This is a genomic window from Actinopolyspora biskrensis, assembly GCF_013408175.1.
In the GTDB taxonomy this organism is placed as follows: domain Bacteria; phylum Actinomycetota; class Actinomycetes; order Mycobacteriales; family Pseudonocardiaceae; genus Actinopolyspora; species Actinopolyspora biskrensis.
This window is the reverse complement of the sequence record NZ_JACBYW010000001.1, coordinates 1268833-1286741: the sequence shown is the minus strand read 5'-3', so window position 1 is coordinate 1286741 and position 17909 is coordinate 1268833. Positions and strand designations below refer to the sequence as shown.

The following is a 17909-nucleotide window of genomic DNA, read 5'->3' as shown; positions in this document are numbered from 1 at the left end:
GAGCAACAGCGGGGGCGCGATGGAACGTCCTGTGACGCTGCACGTGGACGGCACGGCCCGGAAGCTGTCCGTGGACACGCGCACGACGCTGCTCGACGCGCTCCGCGAACAACTCGCGGTGACCGCGTCGAAGAAGGGCTGCGACCACGGGCAGTGCGGAGCCTGCACGGTGCTGCTCGACGGACGTCGAGTGCTGGCATGCCTGGTCCTTGCCGTGACCTGCGACCGTTCGGAAGTGACCACGGCCGACGGGCTCGGTGGTTCGGGGAGTCCTCATCCGGTGCAGCGCGCCCTGCTCGAGCACGACGGTCTGCAGTGCGGATACTGCACGCCGGGACAGGCGTGTTCCGCGGTGGGAATGCTGGACGAGGCGAAGGCGGGCTGGCCGAGCGCCGTGACCGAGGATCCCCGGCAGAACGTCGAGCTGACCGAGGACGAGATCCGGGAGCGGATGAGCGGAAACCTGTGCCGCTGCGGCGCCTATCCCAACATCGTCGCGGCGCTGCGCGAGGCGATACGATGATTCCCTTCGAATACCGGCGTGCCGAGGACACCGATTCCGCGGTCGCGGCTGTCGAGGAGGCTCCGCGAGCCGTGTTCCTCGCCGGCGGCACCAACCTCGTCGACCACCTGAAACTGGGGATAACCGCCCCGGAGGAACTCGTCGACGTGACGGCTCTGCCGCTCGACACCATCGAGAGCACCCCCGACGGCGGACTCCGCATCGGAGCGACGGTACGCAACAGCGACCTCGCGGCCTCCCCTCCGGTGCGGGAACGCTACAGAGCCCTCAGCCTGGCACTGCTGTCCGGGGCCTCGGCCCAGTTGCGCAACAGGGCCACGACAGGCGGGAACCTGCTGCAGCGAACACGCTGCCCGTACTTCCAGGAGGTCACCACCCCGTGCAACAAGCGCTCCCCCGGAACAGGCTGCTCGGCGCTGCACGGGCACAACAAGAACCACGCCGTGCTGGGGGCCTCGGATTCCTGCGTGGCCACCCACCCCTCGGACATGGCCGTGGCCATGGCGGCTCTCGACGGAACCGTCCACGTGCGAAGCAGCCGGGACGAGCGCACGATCCCCGTCACCGAACTGCACCGCCTTCCCGGGGAGCAGCCACACCGGGACACGGTGCTGGAACGGGGAGAACTGATCACCGCCGTCGACCTCCCGCCCCTGCCCGAGGGCACGTACACCGCCTACCGCAAAGTGCGCGAGCGGGCCTCCTACGCGTTCGCGCTCGTTTCCGTGGCGGCAGTCCTCCGCGTCGCCAACGGTGTGATCGACGATGTGCGCCTCGCCTTCGGAGGGCTCGCACACAAGCCGTGGCGGGCCGGGACGGCCGAGGAAAGGCTTCGCGGGGCCATCCCGGAAGAGGCCACCTTCCGGGAAGCGGCGGAGGCCGAACTAAGCGTCGCACGACCACTGGCGGACAACGCCTTCAAGATCCCACTGGCGCGCAACACGCTCGGCGCCGTGCTGCGCGATCTGACCACGGAGGTCCTCCGTTGACACAGGACGTCGGCTCCGGAGCGGTCGGTTCACCCGTCGAACGGCTGGACGGGCAGGCCAAGGTCACCGGAAACGCACCGTACGCGTTCGAGCAGCTCACGGAGGGGGCCGTGTACCTGCATCCGTTGCGAGCCCCCGTGGCCAGGGGGCGTGTCACCGAGATGGACACCTCGGCCGCCGAAGCCGTCGGGGGAGTGCGCGCGATCCTCCTGGCCGGACAGGTGGAACAGCTCGACACCCGGGACCGGGAACTGGCTGTGCTCCAGTCCCGGGAAGTGGCGTTCCGGGGGCAGTACGTCGGGGCGGTGCTGGCCACCACACCGGAAAACGCCCGGCACGCGGCGAGCCTGGTCCGGGTGAGCTGCGCCGCGAGCCCGCCCGACGTCGCGCTCGAGGGCGACCGTGCGGACCTCTACGCGCCCGAGGTCGTCAATCCGAGATTCGGGACCGACACCGAGCAGGGGGACACCGACTCCGCGTTCGAGGAGGCCGCGTACTTCATCGACAGGACCTATCGCACTCCCATGGAGCACAACAACCCCATGGAACCGCACGCGACCGTGGCGCACTGGGACGGCGGGGAGTTGTCGCTGTACGACTCGACGCAGGGAGCGCACTCGGTGCGCGCGACACTGGCTCCGCTGTTCGGGCTCCCCACCGACCGGGTACGTGTGCAGGCACCGCACGTCGGCGGCGGTTTCGGTTCCAAGGGATTGCCCCACGCCAACGTCGTGCTCGCCGCGCTGGCCGCCAGGTCCGTGCCCGGCACTCCGGTGAAGTTCGCGGTGACGCGCCAACAGATATTCACCGTCGCGGGTCATCGCACCCCCACGATCCAGCGGATCCGCCTGGGGGCCACGCGTTCCGGCGAACTCACCGCGATCACCCACGACGTGGTCGAACACACTTCCCGCATCAAGGAGTTCGCCGAGCAGACCGCCGTGCCCACCAGGAACATGTACCGGGCCGCGAACAGGCGCACCACCCACCGCCTGGCGGCACTCGACGTCCCCGTTCCGTCCTGGATGCGTGCCCCGGGGGAGTGTCCCGGCATGTTCGCGCTCGAGTCGGCCGTGGACGAGATGGCGCGGGAGTGCGGGCAGGATCCGGTGGAGTTCCGCATCCGCAACGAGCCGTCCGAGGACCCGGAGACCGGGCTGCCCTTCTCCAGCCACAACCTGGCCACCTGTCTCCGGCGCGGCGCGGAGGGGTTCGGCTGGTACGACCGGAACGCACCCGCTCGCTCCTCCCCCGACGCGGCCGGATGGATCCCCGGAGTGGGTGTGGCCGCCTCGACCTACCCGGTGTTCCGGTCCCCGGGCTCGCGGGCACTCGTCCTGGCCGAGGGGTCGGGTAGGTACCGGGTGAGTATCGGGGCCGTCGACATCGGCACGGGGGCCCGCACGGCTCTCACCCAGATAGCTGCCGACGCCCTGGGAACCGAGGTGTCGGCCATCGACCTGCGCATCGCCGACACGGCTCTGCCGTACGCCAACGTCGCAGGCGGTTCCAGCGGAACCACCTGCTGGGGAACCGCCATCCACGAGGCCGCCGGAAAGCTGCGCGCCGAGCACGGGTCCGCCCCGCTTCCGGGGGCGAGCGCCGAGGGAGAGACCACGAGCAATCCCGAGTCCGGCCGATTCGCGATGCACGCCTACGGGGCCCAGTTCGCCGAGGTGCGTGTCCACGCCGACACCGGGGAGGTTCGGGTGCCGCGCATGCTCGGGGTGTTCGCCGTCGGACGCGTCATCAACCCCCGCACCGCGCGTTCCCAGTTCCTCGGTGGCATGACCATGGGACTTTCGATGGCGCTGCACGAGGAAGCGGTCCTCGACCACGAGCTGGGTCACGTGGTCAACCAGGACCTCGCCGAGTACCACATCGCGACGAACGCGGACGTCGGAGCGATCGAGATCACCTGGTTGGACGAGCAGGACCCGCACGTCAACCCCATGGGCTCCAAGGGGATCGGCGAGATCGGCATCGTCGGCACGGCTGCGGCCGTCGCCAACGCCGTCCAGCACGCCACCGGTGTCCGCGTCCGGCAACTCCCGATCACCCCGGACAAGCTGATCAGCTGAACGACTTCCGCCGGAAGTCCGTCCGGTCGGAGTGCTCAGCCCGACCCCGACACTCCGAACAGCACCCCCAGCAGGTAGGTCAGCAACGCGGCGGTCGCTCCGATGGCCAACTGGCGTGCGGCACGCGGCAGCGGGTACCCCCCGGACAGCACCCCCACGGTGGAGCCCGTCCCCAGCAGGGCGAGCCCGCTCAGCAGCCCGGCCACGACCACCGCGGTCGCCCCGCTCGCCCCCGCGAGGAACGGGGCGACCGGCAGCAGGGCTCCGATGCCGAAGGCGAGGAAGCTCGACGTGGCCGCCCCGACCGCGCTTCCGACGACCTCCCCCTCCCCAGCTCCGGCCGCGCCCGCGGGGAAAGCGGCGGTGGGGGCGCGCCGGAGCACGGCATCGGCGCGTTCCCGCGCCTCCTCGGCCGACAGCCCGCGAGCCCGGTACACCAGGGCGAGCTCGTTGGCGTCCACATCGAGGTACGGCACCGACCTGTGCGCCCGCTCGTCCGGCTCGGCGGCGGCGAGCAACTCGCGCTGCGAGCTCACCGAGACGTACTCGCCCGCCGCCATGGACAGCGCACCGGCCAGCAGTCCGGACAACCCGGCCAGCAGCACCACCCCGGTGCCGGCTCCGCCCCCGATCACACCGAGCACGAGCGCGAAGTTGCTCACCAAACCGTCGTTGATCCCGAACACCGCGGCCCGCAGCGTCCCGGACATCCGGGCACGCCCCCGAGCGGCCAGCCCGCGGACCACCTCGCCGTGGATTCGCTCGTCCGCGGCCATCGAAGCGGTGGCGTCCTCAGCGGAATCGTAATCCGAGCGCGCTTCGGCACGTTGAACGAGAGCCAGCACGAAAATCCACCCGAACCTGCGGGCGAGAAAGGCCAGCGACCGCATGCGCAAAGTGGCCCCGCACGGTCTTTCCGCCTCCGGGCCGAGCAGTTTTCTCCAGTGGTCGGCGTGGCGCTGCTCGGCATCGGCCAGTTCCAGCAGGATCTCCCTTTCCTCCCCCTGCCTGCGGGCGGCCAGTTCACGGTAGACGGTCGACTCCGCCTGCTCGTCGGCCAGCTTCCTGCGCCAGGAACGGATCTTGGCCCGCCGGGGGCGAAAACGTCCGGAAGAACTTCGGTCGGCCACGCTCCGAGGATCGCACCGCTCCGGGGAGCACGCCCGCGCATCGAGTTCCACTTGTGGTCCGGACCGGAAGTTCCTCGTAGACCACCGCACGGCAGCACCGGCGCGTCCCCGGCGATATCGCCACACTGACCTGCGATGTTTGCCATTTTCGGCACTTGGGACAAGCATGCCCTTCGTACGCCAGCCGGAGGAAAGGACGAGGAATCGTGCGTTCGAGCACCGACCGTATTCTGACCACCCAGGTAGGCAGCCTCCCACGTCCCGACGAACTGCTCGAGCTCAACCAGAATTACGCAGCGGGAGAAGTCGGACAGGACGACTACCGTGCCGGTGTGGAAAGGGCGACGAACGACCTGGTCGAAAAGCAGCGCGGAATCGGGCTGGACTTCGTCGGTGACGGCGAATTCGGCAAGGCGATGACTCAGAAGGTGGACTACGGCGCCTGGTGGTCCTACTCCTTCCAACGCCTCGGCGGACTGGAACTCAGGGACATCTCGCTGTTCGACATCAAACACAGCACCTCGAAATTCGGCGACATCGCGCTGAACAGTTTCGCGAACCGGCGCGACCGGGTTCTTTTCGCGGACGCCTACGCCGACCCCACTTCGGGAGTGTTCGCGAGCAAGGGTCCGACGTCGTTTCCCGTCTGCCGGGGACCGCTGAAGTACGTGGGCCACGAGGCGATCAACGCGGACATAGCCAGGTTCAAGAAGGCGCTGGACGCGGCCGGGCTCGAAGAGGGGTTCATGACCTCGATCGCACCGGCCAGCTGCTCCCGCATCGGCAACGAGTACTACGACGACGAGGAGGAGTTCCTCTACGCCTGCGCCGATGCCATGCGCGAGGAGTACAAGGCCATCATCGACGCGGGGCTGATCCTGCAGCTCGACGATCCGGCCATCGCGGAGAACTGGGACCAGATCAACCCGGAACCGTCCGTGGAGGCGTACAAGCGGTTCACCATGAGCAGGGTCGAGGCGCTGAACTACGCGATCCGGGACCTTCCGAAGGACCGCATCCGCTTCCACCTGTGCTGGGGTAGTTGGCACGGGCCCCACATCACCGACCTGCCCATGCGGGATCTCGTCGACGTCCTGCTGTCCATCGACGTGCAGGCCTACGCCTTCGAAGCGGGCAATGCCCGCCACGAGCACGAGTGGAAGGTCTGGCGCGACGTCACGCTGCCGGACGGCAAACTGCTGCTTCCCGGAGTGGTCAGTCACGCCACCAATGTGGTCGAACACCCCGAACTCGTCGCCGACCGGATCGCGAACTTCGCGGAGTGCGTCGGGCGGGAGAACGTCGTCGCCTCCACCGACTGCGGCCTCGGTGGCCGGCTCCACCCGCAGATCGCGTGGGCGAAACTCGAGTCCCTGAAACGGGGAGCCGAACTGGCCACCGAACGCCTGTGGTCCTGACCGCGTGTCGCCCGTCCCGTCCACATCGGCGTGGGCGGGACGGGGTCGTCACCGGAGGCACGGCGGAAAACGACGTTCGATCTTGTGGAAAGCGGGGTGGCTCGCGTCAGAGTATGGGCATGGACTCATCCTGCTCGAAGGAACCGCTCACCATCTCGGAGCAGGAGCGGGACGAGCTGATGCGCTGGATCCGGCTCCCCTCCACATCGCAGGCGGTGGTGTTGCGCTGCCGCATCATCCTGGCCTGCGCCCGCGGACGGACCAATGCCGCCGTCGCCCGTGAACTCGGCGTGTCCCCCCAGTCGGTCGGCAAGTGGCGAACGCGTTTCCGGCAGGGCCGCCTCACGGCGCTCAGGGACCTTCCGCGGTCGGGCGCCCCGCGCACGCTCTCCGACGATCGGGTGCAGGCAGTGCTGGAGGCCGTGCTGACCGAACGCCCACCCAACGGTTCCCGCTGGACCAAGCGTTCGCTGGCGGACAGAGCGGGGGTCTCGCCCTCCTCGGTGATGCGGGTCCTGCACAGGATGGGGATCACGATCGACAGGACGACCGCGGACTCGAGCGAGGGCCGGGAACGCGACCAGTGGGGCGCGTTGTACGTCTCCCCACCCGAATCGATCATGGCCGTGGCGGTCGACGAGAGCGACGACCCCGAGAACGGGGCGGGCAGAGTGTTCTCCCCGGTCCCGGGAAACGAGGAATCCGCCCTGCGCGCCGAGTTGGCGACACAGCTGTCCCGCCGCAGCGGTTCGGACAGTTCGGGAGACCTCATCGGCTTCCTGCGCAGTCTCGAGCACCGCGCTTTCGGGCCGCACGACATTCATCTGATCTGTCACGGTCACGGAACACGCAAGATCGAGGCGATCCGCCGGTGGCAGGAACAGCACACCCGACTGCATCTGCACTTCACCCCGAGCAAAGAACTCTGGATCAGGCTGGTCGAGCGCTACTTCGCCCCGCTGAGACCGGGACGAGCCTCCGGAACCCCGCTGTCCCTGCTCGCCGACGCCGTTCGTGGCCGCTCCGGCGGACGTGCGCAACGACGGGTCCTCACCTGGTTCCACCCGGCCTGAGCACCGCCTGCGCCGGGAACCTCCCACCCGCTGGACTCCTGCCTGGAACTCGGGAGCCCGGCGCGGGCACCGCCGGAACGAGCACCTCCCGCCGGTTCCCGTGGCTGCCGGAGCAGCGGTTTCGCGAAATTGTGGTCCGCCGGGCATGTACCCCGCCCCGCTCGTCCACCTAACTTCGCTCACATGAGCGCACACCAGCCCGCGGAAAACACCACACCGGACCCGAACAGCCGGCCGGAGCGGCCCGGCGCCACACGACGCGGCGTGTTGGCCGCTTTCGGGGGACTCGGACTCGGGACCGCCGTAGCGGGGTTCGGCACCCCCGCCGTGGCGGCAGCGGACCGAAGTGAGTCAGCGGGGCTCGACCCCTCCTGCGTGCTCGCCCCGGAACAGATGGAAGGTCCCTACTACCTGGACTACCGCATCCTGCGCCGCGACATCACCGAGGACCGGCGGGGGATCGGACTGCTGCTCGACATCGTCGTGGTGGACGCTTCGAGCTGTGCCCCGTTGAAGGACATCGCCGTCGACATCTGGCACTGCGACGCCTCCGGGGTGTACTCCTCCTACACCGAGTACGACAACGGAGAGCTGCCTCCGCTGGACGAGAACGGACACGCCGAACCCACCGACGACACGACCTGGCTCCGCGGCGTCCAGCTCACCGACCACCGTGGAGTCGCCAACTTCCGCAGCGTCGTTCCCGGCTGGTACCGCGGCAGGACCGTCCACATCCACGTGAAGACGATCACCGGGGGACACCGCGAGGACGGAACCTGGGAAGGCGGGCACACCTCGCACACGGGGCAGCTGTACTTCCCCGCCGAGTTCAACGAGCGGCTCGCCCGAACACATCCCTACTCGGACAACACGGTCCCCCGGACCACCAACGAGCAGGATCTGCTCTACACCACGGGTGAGGAGGGACCGATGACCCAGCTCGACCTGGGCAGGACACCACCGTGGTACCCGCGGGAGACCGTGCGGGCCACCGTGGTGCTCGGCATCGACCCCGCTGCCACACCCCCGCCCGAGGGATTGCCGGAGCCCACCGCACGGTGAAACACCGGTGTACACGGTGGAGCCGCCCGCGAAAACGGCTCCACCGCGCCGGAGAAGCGAGCACCTCCCCCGCTGGGGTCTCCGGTGTCATCGGCGATCCGTCACCCGCCGCGAAACCGGATCCTCGTCCAGATGCAACCGCAGCATCTCGGTGCTCGCCCACGACGGAACACGGGTGCGCAGCGAGACCAGCAGCATCGTGCCGAAGGCCAACGGCACCGACCACGGAGCCGGTTGAGCCGTCAACACGGCGGGCCAACCGTCCAACGGCGGCCCGAACAGGGTGACCGCGATCCCCGCCGAGGAACCGACCAGCCCCACCAGGACACCGCTCACGGCCCCTTCGACGGTGAGGCGAGGCCACCAGATCCCCAGCACCAGCAGCGGGCAGAAGGTCGCGGCCGCGACCGTGAACGCCCACGTGACCAGAATGTTCGCGTCCAGGAACACCGCGGGCACGGAAAGGAGGATGACCGCCGCCGCGGCGAGCAGCGCGGTCCCCCGCAACCTGTTCAGCCCACCCGCCACGAGATCGTGCGAAATGGCTCCCGAAACCACGAGCAACAACCCCAGCGAGGTGGCCAGGAAAGCCGCGAACGCCCCCGAGGTCAGCAACACGGTGAACAGCGAGCCGACCCAGCCGCCGTCCACTCGCCCCGGAAGCTCGACAACCACGGTGTCCGTGGTGCCGGACAGGTACAGCTCGGGCAGCAGCACCTTTCCCAGCGCCCCGTATACGCCGGGGAACAGGTAGAACAGGCTCAGCAGTCCCACCGTCAGCGCCGCAGTCCGACGCGCCGTCCTGCCGTCCGGATTGGTGTGGAAGCGGACCAGCACGTGGGGAAGCCCCATCGTTCCGAACACGGTCGCGATCAGCACCGCCCAGGTCCCGAACAGCGGATGCCCCGCGTCGTCGACGTCCAGCAACGGACGCTGCCACCGCTCCCCTCCCGGAGGGAGGACACCGACCACCCCGGGGACCGCGGCCCCCGCGGGAAAGGCCAGACTCCGCCCCTCCTCCACGCGGTGCTCTCCGGGACGCAGCAGCTCCGCGCGGCCGTCCCGCGCCCGCACCCGGACCGGTTCCTCGATCCGCAGCGTCACCCCTGTTCGGAAGTCCACCCGAGTCCGCTCCTCGAAGTGGGTGAACTCCACGGGGTGCACCGCCTCCTCCCGTACCTGCGCTCCGGCGCCCACGAGCAGCCAGACGGCGGGAACGGCGAACAGGACCAGCTTCAGGCAGAACTGGAAGGCCTGCACATAGGTGGCGGCGCGCATACCTCCCAGGGCGAGGGCGATGCTGATCACACCGCCCGCGATCACCACACCCACCCAGTATCGGGTGCCGCCGACCACGCTGAGCACCAGTCCCGCGGTACGGAACTGGGGAATCAGGTACAGCACCGCGATGATCAGCACCACGACCGCCGTCAACCTGCGCAGCGCGGGCGAGCCCAACCTCGCCTCGGCGAAGTCGGGAACCGTCAGCGCCCCCGAGCGACGCAGCGGAGCGGCCACCAGCACCAGCATCGCCACGTACCCGGCGGTGAAGCCCACCGGGTACCACAGAGCCCCGACGCCGTCCTTGACCATCATCCCGGCGACCCCGAGGAACGAAGCCGCGGAAAGGTACTCCCCGGAAACCGCGGCCGAGTTCACCAGCGGTGATATTCCGCGCGAGGCCACGAGGAAGTCGGAGGTGGTGCGCATCGTGGCCACCCCGCGCAGTCCGATGAACAGGGTCAGCAACACGACGGGGGTAACAGCGAGAAACGCCGTCATCGGCTCCTCTCCAGCGTCTCCGCCCGTCTCAGCTGCCGCAGCGCCAGCAGACTCATCGTGGGGAAGGGAACGAGCACCAGCACCAACCAGGACAGCGGAACCCCCGCCACGCGGATCTCGTCCAGCACGGGCAGCTCGCTCAACGCGAGCGGCATCCCGAAAACGAGCGCGAACAGCGCCCCCAGCGTGGGCAGCCCGCGCGTGAGCTGAGCACGACGCAGCGCACGGGCCCGTTCCAGCTCGGCGGTCTCCAGTCGCGGCATCCGGCGCGGTCTGCGCGGTCCGCCCCGGTGGCGGGCCAGTCGTGTCTGCGGGCTCATCACGACGGTTCGCTTGGTGCCGCTCATCGGCTCCCCCGCACCGCCTGTTCCGACTCCGCGCTCCGCGCGTACCGCAGCAACGACTCGCGCAGTTCACGCGCGTGTCGTCTGCTGACCGGAACGTCACCGAGCTCGGTGTGCGCGACGAGGCCCCCCGTCGAGTCGCTGCGCAGCTCACGCACCGCGTGCAGCGCCACGAGGAAGCTGCGGTGCACCCGCACGAAACCGTGTCCCTGCCAGTGCTCCTCCAGGCGGGAGATGGGCATTCGGACCACGTGGGCGCCGGAGGGGGTGTGCAGCCGCACGTAATCGCCGTCGGCCGAGACGAACCGCACCTCGCTGCGCCGTACGTACCTGGTCCGCCCGGCCGCTTCCACCGGCACGACGGCCATCGCCTCGGGCGATGGCCCCACGTTCTCCGCGTTCGCGGAAAGAGTGCTGGCCACGACCATCTTGGTCACCTTGACCAGGGCCGCTGCGAGGCGCTCCGCACGCACCGGCTTGAGCAGGTAGTCGACCGCTCCGATGTCGTAGGCGGTGACGGCGTAACCGTCGTAGGCCGTCACGAAAACCACCACCGGAGGCGCGTCGAGTCCGGCCAGCGACGAGCCGAGCTCGATGCCGCCCAGCCCCGGCATCGAGATGTCGAGGAAGACGGCGTCGAAACGTTCGCTCCGGAGCAGCTCCAGGGCTTCCTGAGCCGCTTCCACCCCGACCACCTCGTCCACCTCGGGCGCGTCGTCCAGCAGTCGGCACAGCTCGTCGAGAGCGGGCCGCACGTCTTCCACCGCGAGCACCCGCAGGCTCCTGGTCATCGCGGCACCACCCCCGGCTGGAACATGGGGATCCGGACGACCACCCGCGTACCGGCATCCCGCGCCGTCTCGACGACCAAGCCGTACCAGGAGCCGTACACCGCACGCAGCCTTCTGTCCACATTGCTCAAACCGACGCTGTCGCCCGCACCCCGGCCGGCCAGGATCTCCTCGGCCCTGGCCGGATCCATCCCCGCTCCGTCGTCCTCCACGCTGATCACCAGGTCCCCCTCGGAGGAGGCCTCGCCGGAGACCTGCACGAGACCGGTGCGCCGCGCTTCGTCCCCGCCACCCGGCTCGACACCGTGCCGCACCGCGTTCTCGACCAAGGGCTGCAGCACCAGGTACGGCAGGGGCACCGCCAGCACGTCGGGGGCGACCCGTATCCGCACGCGCAGCCGGTCCCCCAGCACCGCACGTTGCAGGGCCAAGTACGTCTCCACCGCGTGGAACTCGTCGGAGACGGTGGTGTACTCCCGGTCGCGTGCCAGTCCGTAGCGGATGAACTCGGCGAAGTCGAGCATGAGCTCGTGCGAGCGGTCCGGGTCGGAGCGGACCAGCGATCCGATCACGGTCAGCGCGTTGTACACGAAATGCGGCGAGATCTCCGCGCGGAGGGCGCGCAGCTCGGAACGCGCCGCCTGTTCCGCCGAGGACTCCAGACGGGCGCGTTCCAGGGAGTCCTCGACCCAGCTCGCCGCCTGGCGCACCTCCGACATCCGTACCCGGCCGCGCACCAGCAGCACCCCGACGAGTTCGTCCTGCGACCGCAGGGGGAGCGCTACCAGCGGAGGGCGACCACGGCGGGACTCGGTACGCAGCACCTCACCGACCAGGACCGCGGCGCCGTCCACGTCGTCCGGTCGCCCGGCCCGTTCCAGAGTTCCGGACAGATCGGCCAGGGCCACCGCCTCGGCTCCGAGCAACCTGCGAAGTCCGCGCACCGCGGCCTGGGCTTTCGAACCGGTGACCCCGTCCCGAAGGTTCTCCGCGATCTTGCGCGCGATCTCGACGGATGCCATCGGACCGGGACGCTCCCGGCCGAATCCGGTCACCTCGGAGGCGATCGCACGGCCGGCGGGTACGGGCATGGAAACTCCCATCACTGTCGATGCGCTCCGCCGGATATTAATCCGCGTTCAGTAACGACGCGAAAGGTTCTCGTTCATCTCCGCCTGGTTCCACCGACCACGACCGATCCCACGGCCCCGGTGCGTGGGTAGCACCCGCCGGGGCCGTGGGAAACGCCGCGTCAGCGGCCCCGCAGCAACACCGGCAGGCTGCTGTGCCCGTTCGCGATGAATCCGCTTCCGGCGACGAGCTCCTCGGCGGAGACGGCGAGCCGCATGTCCGGGAAGCGCTCGAACAGCGCGGGCAGTGCCGTTTCGGCTTCCAAACGCGCCAGCGGCGCCCCGAGGCAGTAGTGCGCACCGTGCCCGAAGGCCAGATGATCGCCGTTGTCGGTGCGGGTGATGTCGAACGAATCGGGGCGTTCGTATCTTCGCGGGTCACGACAGGCGCCCGCGTAGCCGGCCAGGATCGGCTCCCCCGCGCGGATGACGACCCCGTCCTCGAGCTCGATGTCCGTGGTGGCGTAGCGGAGCGGAACGTTGGCCAGCGGGGCCTGCCAACGCAGCGACTCGGTGACCACCTGACCCCACGAGCACGTTCCCTCGCGCACGAGCGCCAGCTGGTCCCGGTGGGTGAGCACGGCCGCCACGGCGTGATCGAGCAGATTCACCGTGGTTTCGTGCCCGGCTCCGATGAGCAGGATCAACGTGTCCACCAGTTCCTGCTCGTCCAGCTTGCCGTCCTGCTCGTCCCTGGCGCTCAGCAGCACGCTGGTCAGATCGTCGCCCGGATCCGCACGCTTGCTCGACACCAGCTCACCGAGCAGCTCGTACAGCTCCCGCTGGGTGGCCCGCACCTGTTCCGCGGTGGCGGAGGTGTCGAAAACGCCGTCGACGACGCGCCGCAGTCCCGGGCGGGCCTCGGCGGGCACCCCGAAAAGGCGGCAGATCACGGAGATGGGAAGCGGATAGGCGAAGTGCTCCCGCAGGTCCACGCTGCTCCCCTCCGGCGTGGACCCCAGTTCGTCGAGCAGTTCGTTGGTGATCTCGGCTATGTCGGGATACAGACCGGCCACCCGGCGCGGGGTGAACGCGGCCGAGATCAGCGAGCGCAACCTGCGGTGCCGCTCACCATGGGCGGTGAACATGTTGCGCACCGAGACCCAACTGGCCAGCGCCCAGTCCTCCGGAATGTCCCCGTTGATCCAACTGGGCCAGTGCTGCCGCGGGTCCTTGGAGACTCGGCCGTCGGCGAGCAACTCGCGTAATCGCCGGTGACCGGTCACCGCCCACGCAACCACTCCCCCAGGTAACTCAACCCTTGTCGCAGGCCCTTCCCGGCGGAGGAACTCCGCTTCGGCGTGGACGTCGTGACCTGTCGGGTCCATCGTGTAAGGGCAGGACGAGTGCTCCACTGGTCGCCGCCTCCAGACTCTTCCTCGTCGCGGTCGAGTTCGGGGACCGGCGGGAAGTGCACGGGAAGCGTGGTCAGAGCACGGTGGAACGGCCCGGTTCTCCACTGCAGCTGCTCCACGGGCACGGCCAGGTCCATGTCCGGCAACCTATCCAAAATGGTCTCGATCGCGACAGAGGCGATCAAGTGAGCCGTGCCGCGAGCCGGGCAGGTGTGCGCGCCCGCGCTCCAGGCCAGATGCGCCCGGTTCCCGTCGCGCCGGGAGGTGTTCAGCGCGGGGTCGGTGTTGACCGCGGCGATGCCGATGACCACGGGCCGATGCGCCGGAAGAGCCCGGCCCGCCAGCTCGACCTCCCGCGCCGGGTAGGTTATGGCGTAGTTGGCCAGCGGGGGCTGTTTCCACAGCACCTCTTCGATGGCGTCCTCGACCGGCAACCGCCCTCCCGAGAGGTCCCCGGCGAAACGGTCGTCCGACAACCACAGCCGGAGGGCATTGGCGATGAGGTTCTGCATCGGCTCCGCCCCGGCTCCCATGAGCACGACGAGCTGCTGGATCATCTCCTCGTGCCCGAGCTCCGCCTCGTGCTCGAGCAACCACGTGGTCACGTCCGCAGCGGGGTGCTCACGTCGCAGAGCGATGACCTCGGAGATGCAGCTCCCCAAGTCCGCGTTGGCCTGCTCGACGTCGACACCGTCCCACAACGCCGTGATGGCCGAAACCATCCGCGTCGTGGTCTCGGGAGGGCTGCCGAAAAGCCTGGTCAGCACCAACAGCGGCAGTATCCGCGCGTAGTCGTTCAGCAGATCGGCCCGGCCGATCGGCGCGAAGCCGCGGATGAGTTCCTCCGCGCTCTCCGTGACGTAACGGCGCAGCGTGAAGGAATCGAACCTTTCGAGGCCGTCCGTGATCGCCCCGCGCAGTCGATGGTGCTCGGGGCCGTCCTGGAACAGCACGTTGTCCCGGTACATCATCATGGGCAGCACCGGGCTGTCCTCCGGAGCGTGCTGTTGCCAGTTGCGGGAGTCCTTGGGGAAGGTCTCCGGGTCGCGCAGCACGGACAGCGCGGTCTCGTGGTCCAGCACGAGAGTGGCGGGCACCCCGGGCGCCAACTCGACCGTGGCCAGCGGCCCCTGCTCGCGCAGTCGCGCGTACACCCCGTCCGGATCGTCCGCGAAGGCACGATCGTGGATCGGGGTGGCCTGCCCCGCGGGGCATCCGCCCATGGCGGCGAGGTCTTCGGTTTCGGTCATGCGGACTCCTGGGACTGTCCGGGGGACGGGGTGAGCAGGTACTCCACCAGTGAGATCATCGCTTGTGCCGTGGACTGCCGGTCGCGGGCGTCACAGCTCACGAGGGGCACCCCAGGCAGAAGGTCGAAAGCCTCACGCAGCTCCTCGCGTGGCGGCATCTCGACGCTGCTGAAATCGTTGATCGCGACGGCGTAGGGGAGCCCGCGATCCTCGAGCACACTCATGACGTCGAACGATTCCTCGATGCGGGCGACGTCGGCCAACACGAGCGCCCCCAGCGAACCGTGCGCGAGGTCCTCCCACAGGGAGAGGAAACGCCGCTGTCCCGGTGTGCCGAACATGTAGAGCACGACCCGGTCGCTGAGGGTGCGACGCCCGAAGTCCAGGGCCACCGTCGTGGTCGTCTTCTCCGTGATCCCGTGCGGGTCGTCGGCCACGGCGCCGGTTCGCGTCATGGTCTCCTCCGTGTGCAACGGGGGGATCTCCGACAACGTGCCGACGAAGGTGCTCTTGCCCACCGCGAAAGGCCCGAGCACCAGAACCTTGACGGCGGTGCTGACGCTGTCGGGCAGGTACACCTCACCGGAGGGTTCTAAGCCCATCAAGCACCTCCTGCAGCAGTTCCCGATCGGGTCCGTGCCGATCCCACTCGGTGGACAATGTGGACAAACGACCCTGATCGACCAGATCGGAAACGATCACTCTGGTCACGCTGGCCGGAAGCTCGAGATGAGCCGCGATCTCGGCTATCGAAAGCGCCCCTCCGGAGCACAGGCGAAGAACACGTCCGTGCTCCGGCCCCAGTTCCACGTAACCGGTGTCCCGTTCCGTGCGCACCAGCGCGGTGAGGTCGAGAGCCCGCCCGCTCGGATGAGCTCGTCCTCCGGTGATCAAATAGGGTCGCACCAAGGCTTCCCGGTCCCGTCGCCGGGGTGGACTCATGATCGGTCACTGTCCCCGGAACGGGGAAGTGTGCCCAGTTCGGCCCCCAGCTTCTGCACCACGGCGTGAAAACGCTGCGTGGCGGGCCCCATGTCGACCTTCTTCGTCGTGGAAACCCCCATGTAGGCGTGCGACCCGGCCGCGATGAGGAAGACGTATCCGGTGTTCAGCTCGATGAGGGTCTGATTCCACGTCGGCTCTCCCCCCGAGCTGTCGGAACAGAACTCGGCCGAAGCCGCCGAGGCACCCCGCAGCGAGGCCAGGCAGGCCGCGAACCGGTCGGCATCGGACTCGTCGATGTCCCCGGTCGCCGTGATGACCAGTCCGTCCCTGGCCAGCACCACGGCGCTGCGCACCTCGGGCAGCAGCACGTCGTCGAGCATCCAGCGCAGCTCGGGCCGCCGAACGGTGTTGGTGTTCATGCGTGGCTGTCCTCCCCCTCGTTCTCACCCGCGGCCGTGGTGCTGTTGGCTTCGGTGGCCTGCTGCCAGGCGGCCAATCCCGTCGCGCTGTCGGAGCTCTCCGGGACAGCCGCGGGAGCCTGTTTGGCCGTGGTGTCGCGGTCCCGACGACTGCGTTTCGGCAACCCGCTCGAGGTCGTGCCCTGCCGGACCTCGCCGGCAGCGGCGGCGGGCTCTTCGGCCTGCTGCTCCCGCTCGACGTGGGTCAGCGATTCGTTGGGCACGAACACGACCGCGCGGACTCCCCCGTAGCTCGGGGGCGCGTCCACCGAAACCCGCAGCCCGTAACGCGCGGCCAGCAGCCCGACGACGGCGAAACCGACGCGGGGCGGATCACCGATCTCGTCCAGCGCGACGTGTTCGTTGGACAACAGCCGCTCGGCACGGCGCTGCTCCTCGATCGGCATCCCGACCCCGGCGTCGTCGATCGTGATGGCCACTCCGTTGTGCGCAGGCTGCACCCCCACGGCCACCTGGGCGTAGGGCGGCGAGTACCGGGCGGCGTTGTCCAGCAGCTCGGCGATGACGAGCACGAGGGGCTCCACCACGCGGGTGATCACCCCGAGCTCCTCCACGGAGGAACCGGCGATCTCCGGGTAGTGGGCACTCACCGTGATCCGCTGGTAGTCCCTGATCTGCGACTGCGCCCCGCGCAGGATCTCCTGGACAGGGGTGGCCGAGCGCTGTTGCCCGATCCACGCGCCGAACAGCACGGCGAACCCCCGCAGCCTCCTGCTGAGCTGGGAACCTGCGTGATCGATCGTGTACAGGTCGGCGAGCACGTTCGCGTCGTCGTGCCGGTGCTGCATCTCCGAGACCGCCATGTGCTGCTCGGCGGCCAAACCGCGCACCGTGTCCAGCACACCGGTCAGTGTCCGTCGCGAAGCCTGCTCCACGTGCTCGCGAGTGAGCCGCACGACCTCTTCGATACCGTCCACGAGCGATTCCACCGACTCGGCGGCGCCGTGCTCGTTCCCACCGCCGAGCGGCCCGGGCACCTGGGTGTGCGTCCCCCCGTTCATCGATTCGGCGAGTGCCGGTAACCGTTTGGTGCGCAGATGTTCGAGTTCGGCTTCGTGCTCACCGAGTTGTTTGGTCAGCTCGGTTATCCGATTCCGCTGTCGCACCACGGTGACCGCTCCAGCGACCGCCAGAGCGGTCAAACCGGCCATTCCGGCCGAACGGATCACCAGAGCAGGACCGGAACGGAGACTCGAATTCATTGAGTGTTGTTTTGTCATGCGTCCCTCGTGAATGAACGTGCGGGGCACCACGCGCCATGGCCGCCACGAAGGCGACACCGCCGTCCGGAGTTCGCGCCTGTCCCGCGATCCGAGGTCCACGGTGGACTCGCCCGGCACAACTTCGGTTCGGCGAGGTGGTCGCAGGCAAGATCGTACGCACTCGACGGACCGCGGCCTCGCGGTGCCCGACGACGAACGGTTCCGCGCACCTACTACGGTCTGCACGGGAAAGTATCCCGGCTCAAAGAAGCCGTTCGGCGAACAGTTTCCCAGCGTTCGGCCCTGTCCCCGGCTCGGCGCCCGCGCGGTCCGGGCGAGCACTCGCTCGGCCGGG

At 69.0% G+C, this 17909-nt stretch carries 17 protein-coding genes; 6 read left to right on the top strand and 11 right to left on the bottom strand.

Annotation, left to right across the window (positions count from 1 at the left end; all coding sequences use genetic code 11):
* The first annotated feature begins 19 nt into the window (after window positions 1–19).
* From FHR84_RS05595 to FHR84_RS05585, 3 genes are read left to right on the top strand one after another with little or no spacing between them, the layout of a single operon-like run.
* On the top strand, window positions 20–523 hold the full coding sequence (locus FHR84_RS05595; RefSeq protein WP_179534300.1) for a 2Fe-2S iron-sulfur cluster-binding protein: 504 nt from the start codon (window positions 20–22) through the stop codon (window positions 521–523).
* A complete protein-coding gene (locus FHR84_RS05590; protein ID WP_179534299.1) occupies window positions 520–1512 on the top strand; it encodes an FAD binding domain-containing protein in 993 nt (330 codons plus the stop codon). Before FHR84_RS05595 ends, FHR84_RS05590 begins: the two co-directional genes overlap by 4 nt.
* Window positions 1509–3593: a xanthine dehydrogenase family protein molybdopterin-binding subunit gene (locus tag FHR84_RS05585; protein ID WP_179534298.1), complete on the top strand. Its 2085-nt coding sequence runs from the start codon at window positions 1509–1511 to the stop codon at window positions 3591–3593. Before FHR84_RS05590 ends, FHR84_RS05585 begins: the two co-directional genes overlap by 4 nt.
* Window positions 3594–3628: 35 nt before the next feature.
* On the opposite strand, the gene FHR84_RS05580 is transcribed toward FHR84_RS05585, so the two are convergent.
* Window positions 3629–4723, bottom strand: coding sequence for a VIT1/CCC1 transporter family protein (locus FHR84_RS05580; protein ID WP_179534297.1), 1095 nt, complete (start codon window positions 4721–4723; stop codon window positions 3629–3631).
* A gap of 206 nt (window positions 4724–4929) precedes the next feature.
* Here FHR84_RS05580 and FHR84_RS05575 point away from each other — a divergent pair, with 206 nt between their 5' ends.
* From FHR84_RS05575 to FHR84_RS05565, 3 genes are all read left to right on the top strand, one after another.
* A complete protein-coding gene (locus FHR84_RS05575) occupies window positions 4930–6141 on the top strand; it encodes a uroporphyrinogen decarboxylase/cobalamine-independent methonine synthase family protein (RefSeq protein ID WP_179534296.1) in 1212 nt (403 codons plus the stop codon).
* 119 nt (window positions 6142–6260) lie between these two features.
* Entirely contained in the window at window positions 6261–7214 is a 954-nt protein-coding gene (locus FHR84_RS05570; protein WP_246300130.1) for a helix-turn-helix domain-containing protein, read from the top strand.
* A gap of 183 nt (window positions 7215–7397) precedes the next feature.
* Window positions 7398–8276: an intradiol ring-cleavage dioxygenase gene (locus FHR84_RS05565; protein ID WP_179534294.1), complete on the top strand. Its 879-nt coding sequence runs from the start codon at window positions 7398–7400 to the stop codon at window positions 8274–8276.
* An 87-nt stretch (window positions 8277–8363) separates the two neighbouring features.
* Here the strand turns inward: FHR84_RS05565 and FHR84_RS05560 are convergent, their stop codons facing one another.
* The 10 genes from FHR84_RS05560 to FHR84_RS05515 all read right to left on the bottom strand — a co-directional run bounded on the left by FHR84_RS05560 (window position 8364) and on the right by FHR84_RS05515 (window position 17554).
* Window positions 8364–10058 carry a sodium/solute symporter gene (locus tag FHR84_RS05560; protein ID WP_179534293.1) on the bottom strand — a complete coding sequence of 565 codons (1695 nt, stop codon included), beginning with the start codon at window positions 10056–10058 and terminating at the stop codon, window positions 8364–8366.
* Window positions 10055–10405, bottom strand: coding sequence for a hypothetical protein (locus FHR84_RS05555; protein ID WP_179534292.1), 351 nt, complete (start codon window positions 10403–10405; stop codon window positions 10055–10057). The genes FHR84_RS05560 and FHR84_RS05555 overlap by 4 nt, the downstream gene beginning before the upstream one ends.
* The gene (locus FHR84_RS05550; RefSeq protein ID WP_179534291.1) at window positions 10402–11193 is read right to left on the bottom strand and encodes a LytR/AlgR family response regulator transcription factor; all 792 of its coding nucleotides are present in this window, start codon (window positions 11191–11193) and stop codon (window positions 10402–10404) included. Before FHR84_RS05550 ends, FHR84_RS05555 begins: the two co-directional genes overlap by 4 nt.
* Window positions 11190–12284, bottom strand: a complete 1095-nt coding sequence (locus FHR84_RS05545) for a sensor histidine kinase (protein ID WP_179534290.1) — start codon at window positions 12282–12284, stop codon at window positions 11190–11192. The genes FHR84_RS05550 and FHR84_RS05545 overlap by 4 nt, the downstream gene beginning before the upstream one ends.
* A gap of 161 nt (window positions 12285–12445) precedes the next feature.
* Complete coding sequence (locus tag FHR84_RS05540; protein ID WP_343075154.1) at window positions 12446–13549, bottom strand: cytochrome P450 family protein; 1104 nt, start codon at window positions 13547–13549, stop codon at window positions 12446–12448.
* On the bottom strand, window positions 13546–14928 hold the full coding sequence (locus FHR84_RS05535; RefSeq protein WP_179534288.1) for a cytochrome P450: 1383 nt from the start codon (window positions 14926–14928) through the stop codon (window positions 13546–13548). Before FHR84_RS05535 ends, FHR84_RS05540 begins: the two co-directional genes overlap by 4 nt.
* Window positions 14925–15530: a GTP-binding protein gene (locus tag FHR84_RS05530; RefSeq protein WP_179534287.1), complete on the bottom strand. Its 606-nt coding sequence runs from the start codon at window positions 15528–15530 to the stop codon at window positions 14925–14927. The genes FHR84_RS05535 and FHR84_RS05530 overlap by 4 nt, the downstream gene beginning before the upstream one ends.
* Window positions 15508–15870 (bottom strand): DUF742 domain-containing protein, encoded by a 363-nt coding sequence (locus tag FHR84_RS05525; protein ID WP_179534286.1) that lies wholly within the window; start codon window positions 15868–15870, stop codon window positions 15508–15510. Before FHR84_RS05525 ends, FHR84_RS05530 begins: the two co-directional genes overlap by 23 nt.
* Complete coding sequence (locus FHR84_RS05520; protein WP_179534285.1) at window positions 15867–16292, bottom strand: roadblock/LC7 domain-containing protein; 426 nt, start codon at window positions 16290–16292, stop codon at window positions 15867–15869. Before FHR84_RS05520 ends, FHR84_RS05525 begins: the two co-directional genes overlap by 4 nt.
* Complete coding sequence (locus FHR84_RS05515) at window positions 16289–17554, bottom strand: ATP-binding protein (RefSeq protein ID WP_179534284.1); 1266 nt, start codon at window positions 17552–17554, stop codon at window positions 16289–16291. Before FHR84_RS05515 ends, FHR84_RS05520 begins: the two co-directional genes overlap by 4 nt.
* Window positions 17555–17909: the final 355 nt, after the last annotated feature.